Source organism: Microcoleus sp. S13C4, from assembly GCF_036700865.1.
In the GTDB taxonomy this organism is placed as follows: domain Bacteria; phylum Cyanobacteriota; class Cyanobacteriia; order Cyanobacteriales; family Microcoleaceae; genus Microcoleus.
This window is the reverse complement of the sequence record NZ_JAUBPS010000057.1, coordinates 1-17,974: the sequence shown is the minus strand read 5'-3', so window position 1 is coordinate 17,974 and position 17,974 is coordinate 1. Positions and strand designations below refer to the sequence as shown.

Sequence of the window (17,974 nt, the reverse complement as noted above, 5' to 3'; positions counted from 1 at the left end):
CAATCGCATATATTACAAAAAATCCGGGTTTATCGCTGCCTGTGTTTAGTGGATTTATAGCTGCTTACCATCAATCGGAGGGTGGGTACTGAGCACCCTCCGATTTACTCAAAACTACTCGTCAATTACTGCGGTTTTTGACCGTTTTGCATCCGGTTTTTAGCAGTTTGTCGGCGCTGCTGCATCAGTTGAGCTAATTGGCTGCGCTGTTCGGCCGTGAGCACTTCTCGCATTGCGAGTGTACTTTCAAATTGCACCTCTTCCAACTGCTGTCTCAATCCGATTATTTGACGGTGTTTTTCGCGTATTTCGCTGGCATTTGCCGTGCCAGACATCATCGTTTCCAATTCTTGTCTGGCTTGACGGACTGCTTGCATCCGCTGGGAAACTTGGTCTTTGTACTGATCGCGAACAACCTGCATTTTCTGCTTTTGGTCGGCACTTAAATTCAGTTTCTCGAACATCCCGCCTTCCTTGCCAGCAGGTCGATTTGGTCGCTGATTTTGGGCAATTGTTTGTGGTTCTAGGGGATTGGGAACTGCTGTTGCTGCGGCTGTGCTGCCGAGAGTCAGCATTAAAATGGCTAGGGCAGAAATGCGACGAATTGACATGAAAATTACCTCTAGGAGATTAGTTATTTGTTGACGGTTCGTTGTCACCGGAAACAGGGAAATTAAACCAGTCTGTTTGCGGGCGATTGGTCATACTTTCTTGGGGAGAATCACGGAGTACACCCTCCCAGTTCGTGACTACAAATGCTTCTAACTGAGCTGTTTCGTCATTGGGCAATCGTGCAGTCTCAAACGGACGGTAGCCAGACCAAAAAACTAGCAGGCTAGCAGCAATGGCCGACGACAAAGCCCACTTAGAAACAGAGGAGATTTTTAATCTGTCATCCGACTTAGGTGACGTACTTAATCGCGTTTTTTTGCGGTGGGTTTCATGCAAAAGACTCCCCTGATTACTTTCTATTGCTGCTAGAATTTTTTGCTCTAAATCGGGTACCGCTTCAGGAATATTGGGGCGATGTTGCTTCAAGAAATTAACTAACTCTTGGTCGCTGCTTGGCTTATTCATAGCTCGCTGACACCTTCTTTTTGCAAAAATTGCCGCACAGCATTTCGGGCATAAAACACGCGAGATTTGACGGTTCCCGCAGGCAGTCCCAAAATTTGGGCTACTTCTTTTTGTGGGATGTCTTCTAGGTCGTGCAGCACCAAAACGCTGCGGTGTTCAAAGCTCAATTGCTCCAGTCCCCGCTGCACTAAATCTTGATAGTGCAACTGCATCAAGTCCGATGTGTTATCTTTGAGAATAACCCGATCCATTGTTTCTTGATTTTTGAGTTGGGAGTCAAAAGAATGCTGTTTAGCAAATGCTTGTCTTTGGTCGGAAGCCACATTCCAAGTGATTCGATAAAGCCAAGTAGAAAAGTTTTCCTGGTGCTTGAGTTTGGGCAATCCTTTCCAGACTCGCAGGAATACTTCTTGTGCTAAATCGTCAAGAAGCGACGGGCCGCAGAGTTGATAAAGGGTTGACCTGACTTTGTGTTGGTAGCGTTGGTAAAGGTAGCGAAAGCAAGTGCGATCGCCCTTTAAACATTGAGCAACTAAGTCCGAGTCGGAACAGTCATCGATTAAAACATTGGCTGACACAGCTAACACCTGTGAAGTCTCCCCCACCAGTTCGTTATCTGAAGTGTTTAGACAGGACAGCTTGAAAAAAGGTTCAAATTATTTAAAATATTATTTTGATCCTGAATCCGCTTGGGGCAGAAAACTGCACCAATGTCAGCAACAGGTACTCCGGCCTGTGCCACAAAAATTAAATTTTCTTGTGGGGTGGGGTTCTAGCCCGTCCGTAACAGGCACTCCCGCCTGTTCCACAAAAAATAAGTTTTCTTGTAAACCGTAGCGTTGACTATAGCGACCAATCCCCCATATCGGTTCTAACTATTTACAGCATTTTTCCAATAAGTATAAGTTTTTAAACCAATACTTTCTTTGTTTTCGTTATAGATATCATCTAAACATTTGAAAAGAGCTAAAGCGTAATTCTTTAATCCCAACTCTGTCAAACTTGTGAGAATTCTAGTCAGCCGCAGGTAGTTGTGATTAAAGTGTTCAATCCACTCTCTTTTTCTTGACAAATATTCATCGGATTTTGCAATTACAATTTCTGCGTTTTCCCCTTCGTGGCATTCCATCCCGTAAAATGCCAGCATGACTTTTAGAGATTTTACTAAGCGATTTCTCAACTCTTCACTGGTTCTAAAAGCTTGAATCACCTCATCATTTAAAGTCGGAGCACTGGAATTAAAGCGACTCTTTTCTCTCAGGGGAAACAGCCATTGAATGTAATTGTGCACGGATTCCAGCTTCTGGTAGTCCCACGACCAAATATCCTCGATCGCCCGACCTTGTGAATCAGGCTGCTGACCGAGGTAGAATGCTAAAATTTTGTTTTGTTTGGTTGAATCACTCATTAGTTTCTTCACGGGCGGGCAGGATGCCCACCCCACAATAAAATTTAATTTTTCTGTGGAACAGGCATCCTGTCTGTTCTGGAAAATGGTGCAATATCTGAATTTTAAGCGAATTTAGGCTGCTTCGCCAGGGGTTTAAACCCCTGGCGGCTTCGCGGGCTTTACCGCAAAGTAACAAACTCTTCAGCAGTCGATGGGTGAATGCCAATAGTCGCGTCAAAGTCTTTCTTCGTAGCTCCCATATTAACAGCGATCGCCATTCCTTGAATAATCTCGCCCGCGTCTTTCCCCACCATGTGGACGCCCAAAACTCTGTCAGTATTAGTCTCAACGATTAACTTGACAAAAGTTTTCTCGTCTGCACCTGTCAAAGCGTGAAACATCGGCCTAAACTTGGCTGTGTAGCACTTAATTGAGTCGGGGAACTTTGCTCTAGCCTGCACTTCGTTTAAGCCCACTGTACCTGCTTCCGGCTGAGAAAATACCGCTGACGGGACATTTTCGTAACTGATTGCTCTCGGATTGTTGCCAAATTCAGTATCTGCAAAAGCCCGTCCTTCGGCGATCGCAATTGGCGTTAAATTGATGCGGTTGGTGCAATCTCCGACTGCAAAAATGTGCGGTTGACTGGTACGGCTGTCTTTGGTAACTGCGATCGCACCTTTATCTGTTTCTACTCCCGCATTTTCTAAAGCCAATTTTTCCAAGTTGGGTTTGCGCCCGGTAGCGCACAACAGCGCGTCTACTACTAGCGTTCCTTCGGATGTTCCCGACAGAGTTAATTTTAAGCCTTCTGGAGTTTTCTCAATGTGGTTGATCGAGCTTTCTGTCAAAATTTCGATTCCGTGCTTAATCATTCCTTCTTGCACGTTGGTGCGAATCTCTGCATCGAAGTCGTTCAAAATTAAGTCACGGCGGATGATTTGAGTTACTTTGCTTCCCAATCCGTTCATAATGCAAGCAAATTCGACGCCGATGTAGCCGCCACCCCAAATTGCCAACCGTTTTGGCTGCTCTTTTAGTAGGAAGATTTCGCGGGAGGTAATCGCGTGTTCGATGCCCATAATTGGCACTCTTTCGGCTTCTCCCCCGACTGCAATTAAGATTTTGGCTGCGGTAAATTTTTTGTCACCAACTTCGACGGTGTGGGGATCAATAAATTTGGCGTATCCTGAGATTAATTCGACTCCGGCTTTTTCAAGAAAGCTGATGTGCAATTTGCTCAGTCGGCGCACTTCTGTGTCTACCGTGGTGACGAGTTTTTCCCAGTCGAAACTGCTTTCTACTGGACTCCAACCGTAGCCCACCGCATCTTCGTAAAGGTGCGAAAATGTTGAGGCGTACACCATGAGTTTTTTGGGGACACAGCCGCGAATTACGCAGGTTCCGCCTACTAAGTCATTTTCGGCGATCGCCACTTTTGCCCCGTAGGATGCTGCTCGCTTGGAACTCGCCAATCCGCCGGAACCCGCACCTATCACAAACAAGTCGTAGTCGTATGTCATAATTGTCTGTACCTTCTTATCGCCCACTTACCAATTTTACGCTTTACTTTTCTTAATGATATCTCAAAAAATTTTTGTTTTTTTTGGGGAGCCACTACTTTACTGTTTGCGATTGATATGGTATTATTAAATAATAGGATATTATACGTTAATTTTAAAATTACTCACACTTCCATTATTAGATTATAACACAAGCGCTCGACCAGAAACATATAAAAATATAACTATTTTCTAGCCGCCGCCAAGAATAAAAGAGCTAATTCTCGATCGCTCGTTATAGCCGAGCCGAACTCCCGTAAATCCCTGTAAAAAAGCGCAAATTTGATGCTCTTCCCGATTTTTAAGGGGTAGTAGGGGGCAAGAATCAGGGGCGATCGGGGCTAATCACCGCGCAGCGACAGAAAACTGATACTAGCCTAACCTATCGGAGCAATCACAGGAGATTACCCTACTGTTTTTGATAATTTCATCAATCCTTGATAATTGCTATATTATAAACATAAATTAATTATCGGGCTAGCTTTATGATCGAGTGGCTGGTAGTCTGGGGAGCAACGGAAGCAGTAGGCATTCTCGTTAAACCCATCTTAGAAGATTTAGTCAAAGACGGCGCGAAGGATTTTGCTAAAGATTTTTTTAAAGATTCCCTGAAAAACGTCTTATTAGGCGAAAAAGACCCGCGAAAAGTCGCAGCAGGTAAAGCGATCACAAAGTTTTTGAAGTTGGTAGAACAGCAGTTGAAAATTGGCGGAGTTCCCGCAGATAAAATTAAGCTGTATATTAAAGATGTTAAACAGTTTATCAATAACAAGTCTGTTAAGGAAATTTTGGGCAAGGCTTTTGAGAGCGATCGCGAATCTCTCGATGCAGAACTTCTAGAATAAACCTGGAGTCAACTAGATTTAACTCCTTTACCCGCAAGATTTAAGTGGCAAACCATCGCCAATCAGTATCTCGCCGAAGTTCAAGAAATTCTCTTTGACGAAAAAGAGTTGCGCGATATCTTGAGTGCTCAAAATCTGGATAGCATTCAGAAAAATACTCAAGAAACGGCGGGGATTATCCCCGAATTTGATTTGAGGCAATATCAAGAAGCTCTGCGCGAGCGTTACAGCAATCTCAATTTAAGCAGCGTAGATCCCAATACCTACGATTATCGGGAAAAGCTCAAGGTTTGGCAAATCTTTATTGTCCAAGATGTGCGATCGATTTACGAATCATTTCTGCCCCAAGCTTACGAAATTCCTAAAGAACATCAACGGCGGTTGCAAGACAGCAATCAATTAGACGCCATCGATATAGAAAATTTAGAGAAATATCGGCGCGGTTATTTTTCTCAGCCGATAGTACAAGTGTTAGATGTTATCAATGACAGGCAAAAGTATCCCTACATTGTTATTTTAGGCGATCCGGGTTCTGGCAAGTCTACTCTCTTACAATATTTAGCATTAACCTGGGCGCTCTCGCCCTTAAATAGCGTGACATCTCAGCCGATTAAGCTGCTAATAGAATTGCGGACTTACATTCGCAGCGGGGAATCAGGAGATTGCAAGAATTTCCTCGAATTTTTCCATCAAAGTCCGGGTTCAATTTGTCACTTGAATCAGCATCAATTGCAGGAACAGCTTAAAGCAGGCGACGCTGTGGTAATGTTCGACGGGTTAGATGAAATTTTCGATCCCGGGAAACGAGAAGATGTAATTACAGCGATTCATCGGTTTACCAATGAGTATCCCCGCGTGCGAGTGATTGTCACGTCTCGGATTATTGGTTACAAACCTCAACGCTTACAAGATGCAGAGTTTCATCACTTTATTCTCCAAGATTTGAATGCGGAACAAATTCAGGATTTTGTTCACCGCTGGCACGAATTAACTTTTACTGATGCTGGGGAAAAAGCGCGGATTAGTGAGCGCATGGAAAGAGCATTAGCGTATTCATCAACGATTCGAGATTTAGCGGGTAATCCGTTATTGTTGACAATTATGGCGATTTTAAATCGCGGGCAAGAATTGCCGAGAGACAGGGCGGAACTTTACAATCAAGCTTCGCGGGTATTGCTGTATCAATGGGATGTGGAAAGGTCTTTAGTAGAGGATAGCAGGCTCGATCCGAAAACTATTGATGCTAAAGATAAGCAAGAAATGCTGCGGCGAATCGCTTACGAAATGCAAGCCGCACCTGAAGGCTTAGCTGGCAATATTATTAGTGCGGAAGATTTGGAGAGTACCCTGACAGCATATCTGAATAATAAAGATTTCGATCGACCGAAAGAGCGGGCAAGGTTGATAATTAACCAACTGCGAACTCGCAACTTTATTTTATGTTATTTGGGTGCGGATACTTATGGGTTTGTGCATCGAACTTTTTTGGAATATTTCTGTGCGTCGGAGGTTGTATATCGATTTGAAAAAACGCGCCAAGTTTCTTTAAATGAGTTGAAAATAGAGATTTTTGGCAAGCACTGGGATGATGAATCGTGGCAGGAAGTTTTGTGCTTGATTGCGGGATTGATTGATGGACGGTTCACAGGGGAATTGATTGAGTTTCTGATGCGGCAGGATGGGGAAGCCCAAAAGTTCCGCAATCTGTTTTTGGCGGCGAAGTGTTTGAATGAGGTGAGGGAGAGAAAAGAGATTGCTGGGGTTGAGAGTCAATTGCTTGAACGCTTAAAAGAGTTAACAAAGTATGACCTAAATGACTATACTTTTCGTGATACAAAAAATATCAATCTAGTTAGGGAAATTCGTACTCAAGCACTAGCAGCAGTAGCAGCAACTTGGAAAGATGACCCAAAAACCTTACCTTGGCTCAAACAATGCGCTCAATCTGACGATAATTCGGCTGTGCGACGTGCAGCAGTCCAAGAAATAGCACGGGGGTGGAAAGATGACCCCGAAACCTTACCTTGGCTCAAACAATGCGCTCAATGTGACGATAATTCGGCTGTGCGACAAACAGCAGTCCAAGAATTAGTACGGGGGTGGAAAGATGACCCCGAAACCTTACCTTGGCTCAAACAATGCGCTCAATGTGACGATAATTCCGCTGTGCGATGTGCAGCAGTCCAAGAATTAGCACGGGGGTGGAAAAATGACCTAAAAATATTTCAATGGTTGTGCGATATAGCTATCAATGATCCTTTTGAACTTCAGTCTAAGTTCCAAGATAATCCTAGAAAAGCAGCACTTGAAATCATGGTCAAGCAATACTCCGATCGCCCACAAACTTTAGAAATACTTCGCGATAGATTTGCCAACGATCCAGATAAACAAGTCCGCAATTTTGCCCTGAAACAATTGGCAAAATTAATTAGAGAGACTATAATCTAAACAAAAAAAATATCAACAAATTATGATATTTCAAAAAATAGTATAATTAATATCCAATAGTTCTCGAAGACAACCACTATGCAAGTCACGACCGAAGAAATTATTTATCCATGCAGCGACGGTCAACCAATGGCAGATAGCACAATTCAATACAAATTAATTGTCAAAATCAAAGAAGGTTGCGAATCGCTGTTTAAAAACGACCTAAACGTGTTTGTAGCAGCCGATTTACTGTGGTATCCAGTTGAAGGTAGACCAGATATTTCTCAAGCACCGGATGTTATGGTAATATTTGGCAGACCAAAGGGCGATCGACGTTCCTACCTGCAATTTAACGAAGATAATATTGCTCCCCAAGTTGCGTTTGAGATTCGCTCTCACAACGACAGACAAACCAAAATGTACAAAAAACTTTCATTTTACAATCGCTATGGAGTCGATGAATATTACCTTTACGATCCCGAAAACAACGATTTGAGCGGTTGGCAAAGAATTGAAGGAAACTTAGAATTAATTGAGCCGATTGAGGGCTGGGTAAGTCCGAGATTGGGAGTACGATTTGAGTTGGGCGAAGCTGGATTAGAAATATATCGACCCGATGGACAAAGGTTTCTTTCCTATGCGGAATTGGAGGAACAGGGGGAATTAAACCGCCAGCGTGCCGAACAGGCAGATCAAAGGGCCAAACAAGAAGCTCAAAGGGCCGAACAAGAAGCTCAAAGGGCCGAACGTTTGGCAGCAAAACTGCGCGAATTGAACATCGATCCTGAAAGCATTTAAGCGACAAATTGTTTAATTTAGGGCTTACGCATCAAGACCACAGAAACCGGGTTTTTTATGGTTTATGCGCGCTGTAGGGAATGATTTTCGTGAAAAAACCCGGTTTCTCACCACCCTTGTGTAACTCCCACCATTACAACTTGTCCGACTTGTTTAAAGTCGCGAAGCAATCTCCATTCTTCGGGATTGGTTGACTCCAATCCGCTGCATTTGCAATGACGCCTGATACTAAAATTAGCGTCCAAACGATCGCCCTTCCAGCCGCCAAAACCGATAAGAAGTGTTAAGTTAGTAGTTAGTTGTGTCGATCGCACAGAAAAAAAATGCCTGAACTACAAACCGATACATACCAAGACCTCGACCCGCAAGTCCTCTCAAAGCCCGTTGTTGTCGGTCTGGAAGAGGTAACAAAAGTTTACGGGATTGGCGACCTGGAAGTTCGCGCTTTAAACGGCGTCAGCTTGACCGTCAGACAAGGAGAATATTGCTCGATTATGGGCGCATCGGGATCGGGCAAATCTACAGCTATGAATATTATCGGCTGTCTCGATCGACCTACGAGCGGCAGTTACTACTTAGACGGCGTAGATGTCGCCCAAATGCCGGAAGAAGAATTAGCCGGAATTCGCAATTTAAAATTAGGGTTTGTATTCCAACAATTTCACCTGTTGCCTCAATTGACAGCATTAGAAAATGTCATGTTACCGATGGTTTATGCAGGCATTCCCGCAGCAGAAAGACGCGAACGGGGAGTAGACGCTTTAACAAAAGTAGGTTTGGAAAGTCGCCTGCAAAACCGACCGAATCAACTATCAGGAGGACAGCAGCAGCGCGTTGCGATCGCCAGGGCTATTGTCAACCGTCCCGTGTTGTTGCTGGCTGACGAACCTACAGGTGCATTGGATACAAAAACTACTCAAGAAGTAATGGATATTTTTACAGAATTCAATGAAAGCGGCATGACTGTTGTTATGGTAACGCACGAACCGGAAGTGGCGCGTCAAACTCGCCGTGTTGTCTGGTTCCGCGACGGTCAAGTTATTCACAATAATCTCAATCCCGAAGAGCTTTCACACGCTGTATTTTAGTATAATAGTCCGCGAAAAGCGAAAATAAAATTGGGCGATTGAAATCGCTTCTAGACAAACGAAGTCCGCCTACGCGGACTGAAGAATCAAGAGAGTATTACTTCTATCCAAGAGGGCTTTAGCTATTAGACAGGGGTTTTCAACCCCTGGCGGACTAATAGACAAAACGCCAGATATCTGCTTAATGAAAAGCACTGGGAAAAGCTTCCCAAACTTGATCGACAAAATCTCTAAGTTGCCGAGATGCGATCGCACGATCCTTTTTCTCAGAGTCCAGAGACTGCAACTGAGTCAACAGTGAAATTACCTCAGTATCAAAAGCCTCCCGAAACAAACTCCCCGGCCACAGCAAATCAGCACCATCTCGCAAATCGGATAAAGTGTATTCTTCCGACCATTGCGCCGATAAATCCTTCCCCGACGCCGATACAACTAACATCAAAGGGCGCACCCAACAAACTTGACGTGCCTCAACCACTTGGATCACCTCTGAATGCAGGCACGCATCTCCACATTCTAAACTGACAATTTGACCAGGCTTAAAGTTCAAAGCACAACCCATTAATGCTCACACTTAATACAGACATAACAAAGCAGCCAAATAAGTGCTGCATCTCTCCACAGCACCCTAAAACATTATATCATAATTCCTTCTTCCTTCTTCCCCCTTCCTTCTTCCTTCTTCTCAACTTTCATCAAGCTTTTTAAGAGCCATTTCGAGCTCGGCTGTCAACAATCGTGCTTCTTTTTTACCACCGCCACCATTGGCATAATCCGCCACGGAAATCGGAGAACCGATCGCAATTTTTACCTGAGAACCCCATTTAGGAATGCGCGGGCGATAGCGGATACTCATCGGTACAATTTTCACCCCCAAACCCGGTTTGCTCAACTCTGCTTGCATTGCCAAACGCGCCAATCCCGGCTTAATCGGATGAACTTCGCCATCCTGAAAAATACCGCCTTCGGGAAAAATCACCAACATTTCCTTGTCGAGGAGTAGTTCCACCCCATAACGCAGACTGCCAATTGCCGGATGCTTGAGATCCACAGCAAACCCCCCCAAATGTCTGATGAACCAACCTTGCAGTCCTTTGACCTCATCAGCAGTTACCATAAACCGCAAATCGCGTCCAGTCACCTTCTGTCCAGTTGAATAGGGCATCATCAGGGCATCCCACCGGGAGCGGTGCGTAGGGGCTAAGATGACAGGCCCATCTTTCGGCAAGTGCTCCTGTCCGGTTACCTCAATCTTGCCAAAATGAAACGGTAGGACAACATAGTGACCTAGCGGATAGAGCAAGGAGGTTAACCAAGGAGAAACGCGAGAGGTATTAGATGCTACCTTGGCAGGCATTGGCTTCACTAGAGATGATTTACTGGACTCAACGGCGATCGTGGCGGTGTGGGGCATAGCAATTAAGCTGCTTTATCGAGATCTAAAGTCTAAAGTAAGGTGTTGGCCAAATCTTTAGTTTTTAGATCGGGACACTTTTGCTATTGGCCTTGTGCCGATCGAGCGATCGCGCCCGCAAGAGATAATCTCTAACAGGTAAAACCTCAGCCAACCGGACAGCACTAATGCAGAGCAGTCGGCCGCCTCGAAAGCTTGAGCGGGCAATTACGGATCTATTATTCCAGTTAAAGGTCAATTTCGATTAAACATCGCCCCGCAGAAAGTAAAAAATTTTACCTGTTAAATTTTCCGGCGCGCTTCAAACCAAGAAAGCAACTGATCGCGGCAAACAGACTCCATAATACCGCCGAGCACCTCTAAGCGGTGACACGAATGCGCGCTATCTGGAATATTAGCAGCAGTCCGAATCGTGCCAGTTTTCGGGTCATCTGCTCCGTATACCAGCAGACCAATCCGAGCTTGGACGATCGCACCAGCGCACATCGGGCAAGGCTCTAGCGTTACGTAGAGCGTGCATTGGTTAAGATGCCAGTCTTGCAAAACTTTGCCGGCCGCCCGCAAAGCCAAGATTTCAGCGTGAGCAGTCGGATCGCAATCTCGCTCTCGCCGATTTTGCGCTTCGGCAATCAATTTGCCAGTACCGTCAACAATTGCAGCACCCACGGGTACTTCACCAGCATCACCGGCTGCTTGTGCCAGTTCCACAGCCCTAGTCATCCAGCGTTTGTGAATAAAATAAGTAGTATCACTAATAGACAACGGCTCAGCTTTACAATTCACGTCATACCTAAGTAACAGAAAAACTTAAGATCGATAAATAAAGTTACATTACAGCTTAATCGAGAGTCTTTAATTATGGACACCACTACGATTACCACTGAAATTGTTGAGCTGCTGTGCCGCATTAGTCGGCAAAAGCTGCGCGAACAAGATATCACTCCTTTGGTAGTGTTTCTGACGGCTCTAATTTCCATCCTGCGCGGAGTGATGATTATTGACAGGACGATCGCAGTTGAAGAAGAAGAACGGTTGCAAAAGACTCTCAAAGCCTTTGCCAGTGGCGACCGCGATCGGGTAGAACTAATTCAGCGCCTTGTCAAAGGAATCTCCAAACAGCAGGTTTACTTCAACCCCACGGAATTGCTAACCCTGACAGCTTTGTTCTCAGAATCAGAAAAACTGTTGCTCATCGGTTCCGGCTACGAAATGTCAGCCGCAGACGGACACATCGATATGCGGGAGCAAATGTACTTACAGTCGATCGCAAATCGGCTCGGCCTGGACTCCAGACACATTGCAGTCATAGACACTTTATTTACTAAAGAAGGTACCCTCGACTCAGAAGCTTTTGCCGAAGTTAAAGCTTTACTCGATCCCAGCGAATTCGAGTCCCGCGATCCGGTATTTGGCAAAGCAGCAAAGCACTTGCTGAGTATTTTACTTCGCAAATAATCCAGCGCATATAAATTTTGGGGCAGTAAAAGTAGTGAGAGAGGATTTCGAGGATTTGGTGCTGTGTCCATTTGAGATGGGAACTGGGCGCTCTTACCGTCAAAAACCGGGTTGTTTAACCCCTACCAAGAGCGTTGCACGGCGTATGTTGATCAAAAACCAGGTTTCGGCCTAAGTCCCGCTTTATTTTTTTTTGCAAGAGTCGATCGACCCTTGTATCCCATTGAACCGAATCAATCTAAAATCTAAAAGCGACTTGTCGCTGCCTTGATAGACCCAGCTTGGTCTCAAATCTAAAATTGATTGATTATGCAAATTGAATGGCAAACCGCCAAAACCTACGAAGACATTCTCTATCACAAAAGCGGCGGCACCGCCAAAATTACCATCAATCGACCTCACAAACGGAACGCTTTCCGTCCCAAAACCGTGCTGGAACTGTGCGATGCCTTTACTGATGCCCGCGAAGACACAAAAATCGGCGTTGTCCTTTTCACCGGTGCAGGGCCTCATACAGACGGCAAATACGCCTTTTGCGCCGGCGGCGACCAAAGCGTGCGGGGTTCGGCGGGATATGTAGACGAAGGTGGCATACCCCGGTTGAACGTACTCGACTTGCAGAAGTTGATTCGATCTATGCCCAAAGTTGTAATTGCTTTAGTTGCAGGTTACGCAATTGGAGGGGGTCACGTTCTGCACTTAATTTGCGACTTGACGATCGCTGCTGACAATGCTATTTTCGGACAGACCGGCCCCAAAGTAGGCAGTTTCGACGGTGGTTTCGGAGCTAGCTATCTCGCCAGAGTCGTCGGCCAGAAAAAAGCCAGAGAAATTTGGTTTTTGTGTCGCCAGTACAGCGCGCAGCAAGCCCTAGAAATGGGTTTAGTCAACTGCGTCGTGCCCGTCGAACAACTCGAACTAGAAGGCATTCAGTGGGCTCTTGAAATTTTAGAAAAAAGTCCGATCGCGATTCGCTGTTTGAAATCCGCTTTTAATGCCGACTGCGACGGTCAAGCCGGTTTGCAAGAACTGGCAGGAAATGCCACTTTGCTGTACTATATGACCCAGGAAGGCGCCGAAGGCAAACAAGCCTTTTTGGAAAAACGGCAACCTGATTTTAGTCAATATCCTTGGCTGCCATAGCGGGATGGAGAAATCAGTTTTTTTTATGCGCTCATATTAAAGTAGATGCTGCTGATTTTTATGAGTTAGTAAACCCAAATGCACCCGATCGTCCAAAAGTGTCAGTATTGATGCCAGTTCCCAAAAAGAATGAAACTGCTTTGTCAGATCCAAACCATGATAATGATCAGTGATTTCCCAATCTAAAATCGAAAATGGTATTAGCTATCCTGCTGCCGACTAACTAAACGGAGACTGCTGCTGCCGATTTTTCGGTTAACGTTGTGCCTGTAAGCTGGCAGGCATAGCGCTCGGAAAGAGTGACGGTGGCATCCTGCAGCGTCAGAGTCGATTCTTGCCACAGTCCAATTTCTTCTATCTTTTCCCAAGATGACCTAAAAGGCGAAACCGCTAAAGCACAAGCTTTCCAGTGACTTTGAACCGGCCCGCTTAGTAGAGCGCAAACACCTCCGCGTCTGCCCTCAGGCGTATAGTGACGGCAGTGACCACAAGCTGAAGTTAAAGGTGAAGTTAATGAGGTTTGCATAAAAGTTCTTAGGGAAATCATTTTCATCTCTAATTCTCCTTTGTAGAGCTAGCTGGTTTTAGAGCATCCCAACCTTTATGCTGTCAGGGTTGTAGCGATCCCCAAAGCATAAATAAATTTTATAATTTATTTATAATCTCGTTATATATAGAAACAATTAGCTCGGTGCTTGCTCATTGTATAGGTAAAAACACAGGTTAAAAGTTTATAAAGGCGTTAGGGATCAAGAAAAAGTACAAATGCCCAAGGAGTATGAGAGGTCACAAATAAGTGGTAGCTCAGGATACAAAAAGTGGCTGAGAGTGTCGCTAACTAGCCTCCGGGAAACAGCAATAATTAAGTTTTCAAATGAAAATGAAAAATAGCTGCAGGCGATCGACAGCAGGCGATCGGGCCCCTGTTGCATTGACGCCAAAAGTAGCTAATCATAAAATAGGCAATTTTTCAAGCTTCTTGTTTATATCTACCAAAATTTTGGGGTGAGAGCCTCGACCATAAGCGGGCGACTGTAATGGGTTCTAAGAAATCCTTAGACGATTTGTAGACTTGCTGTATGCTAAGTCAAGGAGGTGAAGCAAGTGTTTAATTTGACGTTTGAATTTAAGTTGAAGCCCACAGCAACACAAATAGCAGTTTTTGAAGATTGGCTAGAACAGTGCCGCAAGGTGTACAACTATGCCCTAAGAGAACGCAAAGACTGGTACAACTCACGCAAATGTCAGATCAACTCTTGCTCCATTCACTCCGAGTATATTATTCCTGCTGAGGTAGCTAGACCGACATATTCAAGTCAGTGCAAGGCTTTAACAGCATATAGGAAGACCAGCCCCGCATTGCAGCGAGTCAACGCTCAGGTGTTGCAACAAACGCTGCGGAGATTGGAAAAAGCTTTCGTCAGTATGTGGGAGCAAAATCACGGGTTTCCTCGGTTCAAAAAACAGGGGGCTTTGAGGTCTTTGAGTTTCCCACAGTTGGGTACAACTTTCCATCAAGGCAACCGCTTTAAATTGCCTTTAATTGGCTCAATAAAATTTTGTCAGTCGCGTCCCATCCCCCAGGGCGCAATCGTCAAACAAGCTCGCGTCGTTAGACGGTCTAGTGGCTGGTATATAATGTTGACTTTGCAGTGGGATGTCTCAATTCCCGATATCATTCCTCATGGCAATCCCGTAGGAATTGATGTAGGGTTGACTAATTTGATTGCAACTTCTAACGGGCTTTTAATTAAAAGAACGAGGTTTTTTGCTGACGCCGAACGCAAGCTTAAATTGCTGCAACAGCGCGTTACTAGAAAAAAAATCGGGTCAAATAATTGGAAAAAGGCTCAGAAAAAAGTCGCCTTGCTGCATGAATACGTGGCAAACTGCCGAAAAGATTGGCATCGCAAGTTGTCACATCAAATCTGTGATGACGCGGGTATGGTGTTTCTCGAAGACCTTAATCTGGTCGGACTGAAAGCGGGGATGTTAGGTAAGCACTGCTTAGATGCTGGGTTTGGGCAATTCTTCAACATATTGGAGCAAACTTGCTTTAAGCGCGGTGTGTATTTCCAGAAAGTAGATGCTAAAAAGACTAGCCAAATCTGTCCCAATTGCCTTAACGAAACAGGCAAAAAAGAGTTATCACAACGAACTCACTCGTGTCACAATTGCGGCTATACAACCGACAGAGATGTCGCAGCCGCACAAGTAGTTCTCAAGCGAGGACTTGCAGCCGTAGGGCATACGGTCAAGATGCTTGCCGAGGGTAAATTCATTGGAATCCCTGCGAAGCAAGAATCCCCACGCCTTTAGGCCCGGGAGTGTCAAAATCAAAACATTAAAATTAATTCAGAGGCGGTAGGAGTTTTGCTAATGACTAAGCGTTCTTCGGTTGAATCCCCAAATCATCAATCCTCTTCAACCCCAATCAAGCCTGCTTTGCAAGCAGTCCTGGGGAGTCTAGATGTAAACCTAGAAGCAGAACTGACAACATACAGAAGGCACAGGAGGCGCGCCGAACAGTGGGTGTCGCCCTCAGTTCGTACCGGCAAGCAAACAGCCACAACCGAGCAACAGCTAGCCCACAATTTGCCCCCGGAGGCCGCCGAGGAAACTCAGCAGCCGCTATCGCTGCCCCTATCCCTTGCCGGCACTCAGGGCGATGCCCCGCTAGCAACTACCAGGGGTGGCACAAAACTATCTAGCAGTGCCTTTGCACCCAACAATTATCTCGAATCAAGCGAAAAACTGATCGAAAGTTTGGACGAGTCAAAAACTGAGCCTGCGGTCGAACGCAGTTTAGCCGCCAGTTTGTTAACTCCCTTGGGACTGAGTTCGATGCTATTGTTTTTGCTGTCGTGCACAGCTTTGGGCTACGCAGTCATGTACCCGTCAAATCTAGTTAAGATGGCTGGCCTGAACCGTTTGCTCGATCGCACCTCACCCTCTCCAAGCGACAGTCCCGCCTCTAGTTCCACCTCAGACACCAGCACCAAAGAACTGCCGAAAGCTCCAAATCTGGTATCCAAGGAATTTGTCGAGCTAGATTTGAGCACTCTCAGCAATGTTAAGCCGACAGTCAGCCCGATTCCTTCCCCGTCACCAAAAGCATCAATCCCGCCAACTCCGCCAGCGCCTCCGGGCCCCAGCGGGGCTGTGCCGATTCCTACAGAAGACGGCAACCCGGCCAGAGGCAGGGAACAAGGACTCAACAATCTGAGCACGGCTTTGCTTCCCACTCCCAGCCCCAGCGCCGCGCAGCCTGTGCCGACACTGCCGACACTGCCTCCAACACCCTCCCCAGCCCAGCCAGCAGCCACATCCCCGGCGACAGCATCCCCGGCGACAGCATCCCCAGCCGCCGCAGCCCCGCTGGGAAGGCCTGCACGGGCTGCCGACGGTTTCTATTACGTTGTCACCGATTACACCGACGAAAAATCGCTCCAGCAAGCCAGAAGAGCAGTTCCGGATGCCTACGTGCGGAACTTCTCAAAGGGTGTCAAGATCCAAATGGGGGCTTTGAACGATCCGGCCTCAGCAGAACGTTTGGTGAAAGAACTCCAAGAAAAAGGGGTGAAGCCACAATACTATCAACCATAAATTAGGCAAAGACAATTAAACTAATGATCGGGGAGTAGGTTGGGCCGAGGCACGAACCCTCCGTTTCGCTTCACCCAACATTTGCTCAGTTTTGATGGGTAATGCTCGCGCCCTACCCATCTTAAAAATAATCATGACGACCTAACTTAGAGGGAATTAAAATTTCACAATTAAAAATTAAAAATACGATTGAGGAGTTTTCATTTTTAGTTGTTAATTCTGATTTCTCTGTCTTAATTCTAAAGTTGAAAATCGGGAGACGGGCAAAATGGGATTATTCGATCGCCTATGGCGAGTGATTCGAGCCAATATTAACAGTTTGGTCGGGGCGGCCGAAGACCCAGAAAAAATTCTGGAACAGGCTGTAATGGATATGCAGGAAGATTTAGTGCAGCTCAGACAAGCTGTGGCAGGGGCGATTGCAGCTCAAAAACGCACTGAACGCCAGTGCTCCCAAGCTGAGTCTACAGCAGCAGAATGGCATCAGCGGGCCCAGCTAGCTTTGCAAAAAGGCGAGGAAAATTTGGCGCGGGAAGCTCTGACGCGCAAGAAATCTTATCAAGAAACGGCAACGGCGATGAAAGCCAGTCTCGGACAACAGAACGCTGTTGTGACTAAACTTAAAGAAAATATGCGGGCGCTCGAAAGTAAAATTTCCGAGGCAAAATCTAAAAAAGATATGTACATTGCCCGAGCTCGATCGGCGGCATCGTCGGAAAGGCTGCAAGAAATGATGGGCAATCTCAGTACCGGCAGCGCTTTGAGCGCGTTTGAACGGATGGAAGAGAAAGTCATGCAGCTAGAAGCTCGCTCTGAAGCAATCGCAGAACTCGGAACTAACGATTTAGAAAAGAAGTTTCTCTCTCTCGAAGGTGCCGACGATGTGGATACTGAGTTGGCGGCGATGAAAGCACAAATGCTTCCGGGCAAGAATACACCCAAATTGCCGTCTAGCGAGCCGCCCGCATCCTGAACCCCAGCAGCAGAACAAGAGTCGGGACGTGCAAAAACTTCTCAACAGCCTAGCTAGAGATGGCTCGAAGCCTGTTGGGGAATTCCCGGATCGAAGTTAAACTCAATAGATAGGTGCAGTGCGATTCGTTGAAACGTGAATCACGGTAATCAATCCGTACATAGCGTTTCCAGCCACAAGGCTGAACTCTCGG

At 45.8% G+C, this 17,974-nt stretch carries 17 protein-coding genes and 1 pseudogene; 9 read left to right on the top strand and 9 right to left on the bottom strand.

Annotation, left to right across the window (positions count from 1 at the left end):
• Positions 1-125: 125 nt before the first annotated feature.
• The 5 genes from QT996_RS21240 to gor form a co-directional block, all read right to left on the bottom strand.
• Positions 126-611 carry a Spy/CpxP family protein refolding chaperone gene (locus QT996_RS21240; protein WP_333048731.1) on the bottom strand — a complete coding sequence of 162 codons (486 nt, stop codon included), beginning with the start codon at positions 609-611 and terminating at the stop codon, positions 126-128.
• A gap of 19 nt (positions 612-630) precedes the next feature.
• A complete protein-coding gene (locus QT996_RS21235; RefSeq protein ID WP_333048730.1) occupies positions 631-1,077 on the bottom strand; it encodes a hypothetical protein in 447 nt (148 codons plus the stop codon).
• The gene (locus tag QT996_RS21230; RefSeq protein ID WP_333048729.1) at positions 1,074-1,664 is read right to left on the bottom strand and encodes a sigma-70 family RNA polymerase sigma factor; all 591 of its coding nucleotides are present in this window, start codon (positions 1,662-1,664) and stop codon (positions 1,074-1,076) included. Before QT996_RS21230 ends, QT996_RS21235 begins: the two co-directional genes overlap by 4 nt.
• Before the next feature lie 284 nt (positions 1,665-1,948).
• Complete coding sequence (locus tag QT996_RS21225) at positions 1,949-2,485, bottom strand: opioid growth factor receptor-related protein (protein WP_333048728.1); 537 nt, start codon at positions 2,483-2,485, stop codon at positions 1,949-1,951.
• A 161-nt stretch (positions 2,486-2,646) separates the two neighbouring features.
• On the bottom strand, positions 2,647-3,990 hold the full coding sequence (gene gor / locus QT996_RS21220) for a glutathione-disulfide reductase (protein WP_333048727.1): 1,344 nt from the start codon (positions 3,988-3,990) through the stop codon (positions 2,647-2,649).
• Between the two features lie 524 nt (positions 3,991-4,514).
• On the opposite strand from gor, the pseudogene QT996_RS28710 reads away from it, so the two are divergent.
• The 4 genes and pseudogenes from QT996_RS28710 to QT996_RS21200 all read left to right on the top strand — a co-directional run.
• Positions 4,515-5,849 (top strand): annotated as a pseudogene (locus tag QT996_RS28710) (NACHT domain-containing protein); the annotation flags it as partial.
• Between the two features lie 57 nt (positions 5,850-5,906).
• Positions 5,907-7,322 (top strand): HEAT repeat domain-containing protein, encoded by a 1,416-nt coding sequence (locus QT996_RS28705; RefSeq protein WP_445304584.1) that lies wholly within the window; start codon positions 5,907-5,909, stop codon positions 7,320-7,322.
• Between the two features lie 78 nt (positions 7,323-7,400).
• Positions 7,401-8,102: a Uma2 family endonuclease gene (locus tag QT996_RS21205; protein WP_333048724.1), complete on the top strand. Its 702-nt coding sequence runs from the start codon at positions 7,401-7,403 to the stop codon at positions 8,100-8,102.
• 323 nt (positions 8,103-8,425) lie between these two features.
• A complete protein-coding gene (locus QT996_RS21200) occupies positions 8,426-9,190 on the top strand; it encodes an ABC transporter ATP-binding protein (RefSeq protein WP_333048723.1) in 765 nt (254 codons plus the stop codon).
• Between the two features lie 181 nt (positions 9,191-9,371).
• Here QT996_RS21200 and QT996_RS21195 read toward each other — a convergent pair whose 3' ends face one another.
• From QT996_RS21195 to tadA, 3 genes are all read right to left on the bottom strand, one after another.
• Positions 9,372-9,740, bottom strand: a complete 369-nt coding sequence (locus QT996_RS21195; protein WP_333048722.1) for a hypothetical protein — start codon at positions 9,738-9,740, stop codon at positions 9,372-9,374.
• A 135-nt stretch (positions 9,741-9,875) separates the two neighbouring features.
• Positions 9,876-10,604, bottom strand: coding sequence for a lysophospholipid acyltransferase family protein (locus QT996_RS21190; RefSeq protein WP_333048721.1), 729 nt, complete (start codon positions 10,602-10,604; stop codon positions 9,876-9,878).
• Between the two features lie 282 nt (positions 10,605-10,886).
• The gene (gene tadA / locus QT996_RS21185) at positions 10,887-11,387 is read right to left on the bottom strand and encodes a tRNA adenosine(34) deaminase TadA (protein WP_333048720.1); all 501 of its coding nucleotides are present in this window, start codon (positions 11,385-11,387) and stop codon (positions 10,887-10,889) included.
• A 75-nt stretch (positions 11,388-11,462) separates the two neighbouring features.
• On the opposite strand from tadA, the gene QT996_RS21180 reads away from it, so the two are divergent.
• Both QT996_RS21180 and menB read left to right on the top strand, forming a co-directional pair.
• Positions 11,463-12,059: a TerB family tellurite resistance protein gene (locus tag QT996_RS21180; RefSeq protein ID WP_333048719.1), complete on the top strand. Its 597-nt coding sequence runs from the start codon at positions 11,463-11,465 to the stop codon at positions 12,057-12,059.
• Positions 12,060-12,368: 309 nt separating this feature from the next.
• Positions 12,369-13,202 (top strand): 1,4-dihydroxy-2-naphthoyl-CoA synthase, encoded by an 834-nt coding sequence (gene menB / locus QT996_RS21175; RefSeq protein WP_333048718.1) that lies wholly within the window; start codon positions 12,369-12,371, stop codon positions 13,200-13,202.
• A gap of 223 nt (positions 13,203-13,425) precedes the next feature.
• Here menB and QT996_RS21170 read toward each other — a convergent pair whose 3' ends face one another.
• The gene (locus QT996_RS21170; RefSeq protein ID WP_333048717.1) at positions 13,426-13,728 is read right to left on the bottom strand and encodes a hypothetical protein; all 303 of its coding nucleotides are present in this window, start codon (positions 13,726-13,728) and stop codon (positions 13,426-13,428) included.
• Positions 13,729-14,306: 578 nt separating this feature from the next.
• Between QT996_RS21170 and QT996_RS21165 the strand changes: the two genes are divergently transcribed.
• The 3 genes from QT996_RS21165 (at position 14,307) to QT996_RS21155 (ending at position 17,781) form a co-directional block, all read left to right on the top strand.
• Complete coding sequence (locus QT996_RS21165) at positions 14,307-15,521, top strand: transposase (RefSeq protein WP_333048716.1); 1,215 nt, start codon at positions 14,307-14,309, stop codon at positions 15,519-15,521.
• A 60-nt stretch (positions 15,522-15,581) separates the two neighbouring features.
• Positions 15,582-16,808 carry an SPOR domain-containing protein gene (locus tag QT996_RS21160; RefSeq protein WP_333048715.1) on the top strand — a complete coding sequence of 409 codons (1,227 nt, stop codon included), beginning with the start codon at positions 15,582-15,584 and terminating at the stop codon, positions 16,806-16,808.
• 268 nt (positions 16,809-17,076) lie between these two features.
• On the top strand, positions 17,077-17,781 hold the full coding sequence (locus QT996_RS21155) for a PspA/IM30 family protein (RefSeq protein WP_190663798.1): 705 nt from the start codon (positions 17,077-17,079) through the stop codon (positions 17,779-17,781).
• The last annotated feature ends 193 nt before the right edge of the window (positions 17,782-17,974 follow it).

What these genes read in the sequence shown, in the direction of transcription:
- QT996_RS21235 (WP_333048730.1), bottom strand. Translation starts at nt 1,077, where the DNA reads ATGAATAAGCCAAGCAGCGACCAAGAGTTAGTTAATTTCTTGAAGCAA.
- QT996_RS21225 (WP_333048728.1), bottom strand. Translation starts at nt 2,485, where the DNA reads ATGAGTGATTCAACCAAACAAAACAAAATTTTAGCATTCTACCTCGGT.
- menB (WP_333048718.1), top strand. Translation starts at nt 12,369, where the DNA reads ATGCAAATTGAATGGCAAACCGCCAAAACCTACGAAGACATTCTCTAT.
- QT996_RS21200 (WP_333048723.1), top strand. Translation starts at nt 8,426, where the DNA reads ATGCCTGAACTACAAACCGATACATACCAAGACCTCGACCCGCAAGTC.
- QT996_RS21155 (WP_190663798.1), top strand. Translation starts at nt 17,077, where the DNA reads ATGGGATTATTCGATCGCCTATGGCGAGTGATTCGAGCCAATATTAAC.
- QT996_RS21190 (WP_333048721.1), bottom strand. Translation starts at nt 10,604, where the DNA reads ATGCCCCACACCGCCACGATCGCCGTTGAGTCCAGTAAATCATCTCTA.
- QT996_RS28705 (WP_445304584.1), top strand. Translation starts at nt 5,907, where the DNA reads ATGGAAAGAGCATTAGCGTATTCATCAACGATTCGAGATTTAGCGGGT.
- QT996_RS21205 (WP_333048724.1), top strand. Translation starts at nt 7,401, where the DNA reads ATGCAAGTCACGACCGAAGAAATTATTTATCCATGCAGCGACGGTCAA.
- QT996_RS21180 (WP_333048719.1), top strand. Translation starts at nt 11,463, where the DNA reads ATGGACACCACTACGATTACCACTGAAATTGTTGAGCTGCTGTGCCGC.
- QT996_RS21170 (WP_333048717.1), bottom strand. Translation starts at nt 13,728, where the DNA reads ATGCAAACCTCATTAACTTCACCTTTAACTTCAGCTTGTGGTCACTGC.
- QT996_RS21240 (WP_333048731.1), bottom strand. Translation starts at nt 611, where the DNA reads ATGTCAATTCGTCGCATTTCTGCCCTAGCCATTTTAATGCTGACTCTC.
- gor (WP_333048727.1), bottom strand. Translation starts at nt 3,990, where the DNA reads ATGACATACGACTACGACTTGTTTGTGATAGGTGCGGGTTCCGGCGGA.
- QT996_RS21160 (WP_333048715.1), top strand. Translation starts at nt 15,582, where the DNA reads ATGACTAAGCGTTCTTCGGTTGAATCCCCAAATCATCAATCCTCTTCA.